We start from the raw sequence: 6,887 nt of genomic DNA, 5'->3' as shown, positions 1-6,887 counted from the left end.
TGACTTCCGGAGGCGCATAGAAGCCATGGGACGTTTGACCACACACGTTTTGGACGCTGCACACGGCTGCCCTGGCAGCGCAATCAAGGTTGAGCTCTACCGTGTCGAAGGCACGCAGCTTGAGCTCGTCGCTACCGCCACTACCAACGGAGACGGTCGTTGCGACGCGCCGCTGCTGCAAGGCGACGACTACCGCAGCGGCGTGTACCAACTGCAGTTCAGCGCCGGTGATTACTACCGTGCCCGCGGTGTGCAATTGCCTGAACCTGCCTTCCTCGACGTGGTGGTGTTGCGCTTTGGTATCAGTGCCGAGCAAGACCACTACCACGTGCCTCTGCTGATTTCGCCTTACAGCTACTCCACTTATCGCGGTAGCTGAGTTGTCACCTCGCTTCACACCCCCAAATGCTCTTCGTTGGTTTCGCCCGCGCACACTGCGGGCTTTTTTTCGCTCAACTATCTAGCCCCTCTTGCTCATTGATGGGCCCTAGGCTGGTTTTTCCTCAGTGCATAGAGAAGAAAAACACCATGACCTTGCCCCCTGATCAGCTCGGCGTTACAGCGCCCTCCAGTGACCCTGACGACACCCTTGAGGAGGACGCGCCGCCCTTTTTCGTCGATGCCGATTTACAGGCCCTACGCACTCCGTTGCGAGAACGGATCAACGCCTATCCCCATCCCAGCCGCCTGATCAATCAGATCGGGCTGGCCGACGCGAGATGCCGCGAGTCGACACGGGCGCTCACACGCCTGATAGGGCGCTCACCCAGGATCTTGAAGGTGATCCGCGCCCAGTTGCAGAAGGCGTTCGAGATTGACCCGGACAGTCTGCTCTTCACCGAACCCATGCCTCCGCGGTTACCGCAGAAAGTCGACACCTTGACTGATCGTGCGTTGTTGCTGCTGGTCCGCCCTTCGGTGCCTTTCAATATCAATCAATACACCCTCCTCAGCGTCAAGGGCGCGCCTGACCGTCGGTTGCCCTATACACCGCTGGAAGCGCTGCGGCGGGTTATCGCGTTGGGGCTGTTTGAGCGGTTGGGTCGCGCAGCCAATCAATATTGGGACGCGCTGGAGTACGGCTCCTGGCTCACACGCCGGGAGCGTTGGATCGAGCTGCACCAGGCGCTTTTTGCTGACCGGGCCTTTATTGCCAGGCAACTGAACGAGCTATCACGGGCTGGATTGGCCATGGTTCAGGCCGTGATCGATGCACCAACCGCTGAAGCACGCCTGCGTGCGGGCGGACAGTGGGCCGATGTGCGAGTAGGCCCGTTGATGTGGCCGGGTAACCCTGCGGTGGCTATTGCGGGCGCGTTGCATTTCTATCGTGAGGGCGATCCCGATGATGTGCCTCATGTTGTCTATTTACCGGGTGTGGCTCGCAATTTTTACGAGTACCCGTCTTTCGTCGCCCTGGCGTGCGGCGTGCAGGCGCTGGGCAGGACTCGTCTACACGAGCTATGGCAATGTTTGCCATTAAGTCGTCGCTCTGTGTTGCTTCCACCTGCAACGTTCTCCTCGGTATCCACTGTCTCTCGAGGCGTGGAGCTTATGGAGGATGCGCTGGCGTCAAGCGCGCAGGCGTTGTTGGAAGGGCAATGGGCCAATGAATTGGCGTGTACGGTAAAAAGCAACCACGCCCATGTGTTTGCCGCCGGAACGTCACAGCCTCTGGAGTCAGCAGTTGTTCTCGCACGAGTGGAGCGTAACCGGCAGCAGTTGATTGGCGGGGCCCGACTTGGCCCGCTTCGAGAGCAGTTGCTCAAATGGGACCAGCAACGACGACACGCCGAAATAATCTTTGGCAGCACTGCGCCAGGCTTGGCCGAATACACCGTAGAACACCGGATCAAACGCTACGAAAAAGGGCTGGTTGCGTTGCTCGATCCCGATGATTTGAGTAACGATACGCCCGCATACCAGGCATTTGTATCGCTGGTATCCCAGCTCAACGCCCATGCCCAAACGATGGACAGGTGGGTGCAGGATGCCCAGCAACGGCTGTTCGAGGTGGCATTTTGGGCTGAGCGCCCTGGTGGAAAGGGTACGTTCAGGCGCGGCACGTTGTTTCTTGACGCCCAGACTGAGGCGCTACGCTGTGAGGTGCAATTGCAGCATCGACTCAAGTTGATAAGCACCGCGCATCGGGACCTGATCATCGAAGTGCTCGATCAGCCTTTGCCGTCAAAACGTCCAGACAGTCAAACCCGAGTGCTGTCAATTGCGATTGGCAATGACCCTGATGCCTTCTATCCGCTCCATAACATGTGGGTGGTGACTACGGCGGCGGCGGTACGGGTGCCGCGACGCCAGCATGCGGTAGTCCTGTGCGGTTTCGGAGCGGAAGGTGGGGTGCAGGGGTTTTCCGGACTGGACGCCCTGACCCGAAGTATCAAAGCCAGCCTTGATAGTTGGGATCGCAGCGCGCTGTGGGACTATGTCGAGCACGACAAGCGTAACGACTTGCGCTCACACGCGGCGCGTGGAACGCTGGCTGTGCGCTACGTACCGATTAATGGCAAGCCCGCCCTGGCTGCGATCAAGACATTGCTTGGGTGTTATCAGCGCCTGCACAACAGTACAGAAGACATCACGCGCATATTCAACGGCGTGAAAGATGCGCAAATAAGTCGCGCCTTGCTGCTGGCAGAACTGCAAGAGCAGCTCAAGGCACCTGTCAGTGACGCCCAGAGCCGCGCCCAGGCCAATGTCGAGTTGTTGCGCAAAACCGCACTGCAAGCGAAGAAACTGCCAGCTTGGCTGGAGCACGCATCCCGTTACCAGCGTAAGAAGTTCAGGCGATCGCAGCGCTTTTACCTGAGCAGTACTTTTGCATTCAAGACAAGGCTTGAAGACCAGTTGCCCGGTCTGGAAACCTTCGCTCGCCGTGCCCTGATCGATCGCTTGCGGTTGGACGGCATACCTGCGCAGTTTGATATCGACCAGCCCTTCCTTGATATGCCCGATGATGTTCAAGGCAGTTATTGTGGATGGACAAGCGGTTGTGCCATTGGCGACCGCGCCATAAAACTTACCCCGACCCTGAAGCGCACCACCTACAGCCTGTTACAACTGGCGCAGCATAACCTGGACCCACTGGCGCCCTGGACGCAGTGGCGACTCAATCGCGCCCGCTATTTGCAACCTGAATGGAAAAATCAACTGAATGCCGCTTACTTGATCCGTACGATTTCCTCGCTGGATGTCGGCGGTCAGTACGACGCGTTGATCAACCAGGTTTTTTACCCGCCTGGCGATACCCTCCACACGCTCAGCAAAGGGCGCATTCCCGAGTTACTGAACCGGACGTTGCTTGCCGGCACTGAGCAACATCTGTTGTTGGCCACGCAACAAGGCTTGACGGCAACCGCGCAAAGTATCTTCACCACGGCGATGGCCGCACGAACGCCGCAAGACTTGTTGAAAAACCAACATGAGCTGCAACTGCATGTGCTTCATTTAGTGGGCCACACGATGCAGCATGACCGCTATATCGCGGGCCTGGTGATCGTGCGAGACCTGCGGTCGGGGCATTGCGTGATCTATTGGCCGAATGCTTCGCCCGCGTTGGTTCTCACCGAGTACTGCAGTTTGCAACAAGCCCAGGATGCATTGAACCGCCTTGGCGCACGGCCTGAAAACACCCAGATGCTGGCGAGGCAGATCGCACCCGGCTGGGCATTTCAGGCAATTACCCATCACCCGGTCAGGGTCGATAGGCTCGGTGCTGCCGTCAGTTACCTGGACGCTATACCTGCGTTTGCCATGGTCAAAGGGATATGGCAAGCGGTTGAGTTTGTTCGCTCCTTCGGTATCAAGCACTTGGAGCCGACGGTGCTGCCGGATGAGGTTGAGCAGGTAATCCTTGAGCAGATTGCCAGTGAACCTGAGGCTTGGCTGGCAATTGTCCCCACGTCCCACAGTGATGCCCAGGCATTGCTTTACGACGCCCCGGTGCAGGAGTTGAAACGTCAGACCCAGGCAGCCAGCCATTCCGGCAAAGCGCTGGATGAGTATCGCACCCGTCGCCTGGGCGAGCAGGGCGAGACACGCAGGCGCCGGTTGATCGCTTTTTTCTCTCCGTTATTCGGGATGTTCAATGATGCCTACGAGTTGCTGCTTGTGGCGCGGCGCTTTCATCGCTATGGGGACCCTCATGATGCCGTTGACGTGGGTTTTATGAGTGCGTTTATGGCGGCTGACCTGCTGACAAACTTTATACCGGGGCCCAAGGGGCGCGGCAGTGCTGTGGCCAAGGTGACGCGTCCTGCGCCGAGGGCTTTACTGGCACGCATACACCGCATGCGCATGGCCGTGCGCGGTAGCCTTGCGCGCGTGAAGGTGCCCGTTGTAACTCAGCTCAAGGTGTTCGACCGGTTCAAAATCAAGGCGATTGCTGACGACGCCGTGGCGCTGAAAGGCCCGGGCAAAAAGGGGATCCATGTCAAGAAGGGTGAGCTGTTTCTGGCAGACGATACGCACCATTACCCGATTTACCAGCGCGAAAACGAACAGGTATTTCGACTCAAAAAATACCCGGCAGCCGGGCGAAGACGAGTTGATCTTGCACATCGATCAGCCCGGTGAACGCTTGTTGGGCTCGGGCGACCCTCAACCGGGGCCCAGCTCGGGGGTGCTCAACCCCTGGCGCGTAGAAGTAGAGGCGCTACGGGATTGGTTCCCACCGACTGTGCGTTCTGCTACACAAAGCACCATTGTCCAGTCCTCAACGGTCGCCACCCACTGGTTCGATTGGCGTATCCGAGCCCAGGCCATTGAGCTGTCGGACTCATCGATACCTGGCGTTTTACGTGTGCAATCGACTCCTCAAGGAGCCTTCTACAATGCCATCTATATCGGCGCGAGGTATGACACACCGAGCGCTGGATCGGGAATCGGATATTACAGGCTACTGGACACGGGGGATCAGGCGCCATTGACCGACATTGCGTTTATTACCAGGGATACGCAGCAGGTTTTCATTGGCTCGCACTGATATTGAGCGCTGGACAAGTACGGCAATCAACGATCAGCCCATTCCGGTATCACGCACTTCGGCGGGCGAGTGGCAGCTGCATGCGCCGCTGTTCGACAGGCCACTGGAGCGCTATGTGGGCAGTGCTTTTCCCACCCTCACAAATACAAGCCAAGCGCTGGCAGTCGCCAGGCTGATTGAGTTATCGGGGCCGCCACAACTGGCAACGGCCAGTCATTTACTGAATATTCGCGCCACGCTCGACAAGTGGTTGCTTGCTGTAAATGGCCGTGTTGGCCAGACGGATGATTTGCTACAGATGTTGCGGCCCAATGAGCGGCGCAAAGAAATGGTGTACATCGGTTACGATGGCAAGGCGCCAGGCTTCACGCGTGTTGACTTCACGCCGCCTCACCCGTTGGATCCGCGCCTTCAATTTGGTGTCACACCGGTCAGGACGCAGCGGCTCGAGGCAGAGCGCTCTGCCGTCAGAACCGTGCTGGAGCAGCAGGGCTTCGCCGTCCAGGATTTGTCTTTGCGGCGGCAGGGGACAACCGCTGGAGAATTCAGCCACGAATCAGTTGTGACGCATCGCCATTCGAACAAAATTTACTATGTCGCCTATCAATGGCTTGAGACGGGGCGAATGACATTGAGAACCAAGCTGACGGACAAGTGGATTCGGTTCGCAATTAAATTACACCCCGACTCTCTTCTATTGAAAGCGGTCGACAGCGCGCTGCAAGAACAGCGCTTGGTGCGGATCGTGGCGGGTATCCAATGGGCGACGAAGGGCAATCTGAACCCCAGCGTCTACTTCGTCAAATTGGCCCCCTAGCGTTGACGAGTGCCGCTGCTGCGGCGCCACCAAACAGTGCGGCACTGATCCGATTGAACCAGCTCTGGCCCGAGCCGCTGCGCAAATAGCGCGCAGCGCCATGGGCGCCCAAGCCGTAAGCCAACTTGCACAGCAGATCAAGCAGCGTCCAGGTGACGATCATGACCAGCAACTGCGGCAGGAACGGTTGCTGGCTGCTGAGAAATTGTGGCAGGAAGGCAGCGAAAAACAGGATGTCCTTGGGGTTGCTGGCGCCCAGTACAAAAGCCCGGCCAAAACAATGCACGAAAGCGTGGTACTGGCGCAGCGTGCGGAACTTCAGCGCCAGCATTGGGCAGGCGCGATTGCTGCCAGCTCTGCCACGCCAGGTAGAACAGGTAGAGTGCGCCGACAATTTTGAGCGCGCTGAACAGTTGTTCGGACGCTAGCAGCAGCGCGCCCAGGCCCAGGGCCGAGGCGCTCAACAGGCAGATCGAGGCAAACACACCACCGAGAAACGCCGGGTACGAGCGGCGCAGGCCATAGTTAAGGCTGTTGCTGATCATCAGCAATGAGAGCGGGCCGGGGATCAGGATCACCACCAGCGCAGCGCCGCTGAACAGCAGCCAGGTTTTCCAAGGTCATTTACATTCCTCCCTTTCATGCAAAAGCCTCACCCGAAGGTGAGGCGGTTTTTCAGCCCTTCCTGAACTACAGAAAGATGAACTTGGCGATAAAGATCGCGCACAGCACCCAAAGGCTGATGGAAATCTCGCGGTACTTGCCGGTGCCGGCTTTCAAACGCCACGTAAGTGATAAAACCCAGGGCGATTCCGTCGGCGACCGAAAACGTCAGCGGCATCATGATCGCGGTGACGATCGCCGGAATGCTGTCGGTGGCTTCATCCCAGTTGATATGGGCCATGCTCGCCATCATCAGCATCGCAACGTAAATCAACGCGCCCGCGGTGGCGTAGGCGGGAATCATGCCGGCCAGCGGCGCAAAAAACATCGCCGCCACGAACAATATGCCCACGGTCACCGCGGTCAAACCCGTACGGCCGCCAGCAGCCACACCGGCGGCACTTTCTA

3 protein-coding genes and 2 pseudogenes are annotated in these 6,887 nt (G+C 58.3%); 3 read left to right on the top strand and 2 right to left on the bottom strand.

The window, feature by feature from the left end; all coding sequences use genetic code 11:
- The first annotated feature begins 25 nt into the window (after window positions 1–25).
- The 3 genes from uraH (at window position 26) to DQ405_RS28360 (ending at window position 5,816) form a co-directional block, all read left to right on the top strand.
- The gene (gene uraH / locus DQ405_RS23165; protein WP_014719291.1) at window positions 26–379 is read left to right on the top strand and encodes a hydroxyisourate hydrolase; all 354 of its coding nucleotides are present in this window, start codon (window positions 26–28) and stop codon (window positions 377–379) included.
- A gap of 26 nt (window positions 380–405) precedes the next feature.
- Window positions 406–4,590, top strand: coding sequence for a dermonecrotic toxin domain-containing protein (locus tag DQ405_RS27070; protein WP_342030447.1), 4,185 nt, complete (start codon window positions 406–408; stop codon window positions 4,588–4,590).
- 395 nt (window positions 4,591–4,985) lie between these two features.
- Complete coding sequence (locus tag DQ405_RS28360) at window positions 4,986–5,816, top strand: hypothetical protein (protein WP_168426287.1); 831 nt, start codon at window positions 4,986–4,988, stop codon at window positions 5,814–5,816.
- On the opposite strand, the pseudogene DQ405_RS23150 reads toward DQ405_RS28360, so the two are convergent.
- A pseudogene (locus tag DQ405_RS23150) lies at window positions 5,800–6,421 on the bottom strand (LysE family translocator). The gene DQ405_RS28360 and the pseudogene DQ405_RS23150 overlap by 17 nt on opposite strands.
- Window positions 6,422–6,506: 85 nt before the next feature.
- Window positions 6,507–6,887, bottom strand: a pseudogene (locus tag DQ405_RS23145) (solute carrier family 23 protein); the annotation flags it as partial.

This window comes from Pseudomonas sp. SST3 (assembly GCF_003325755.1).
Note: the sequence above shows the minus strand (reverse complement) of the source record. Positions and strands in the feature narration are given on the sequence as shown.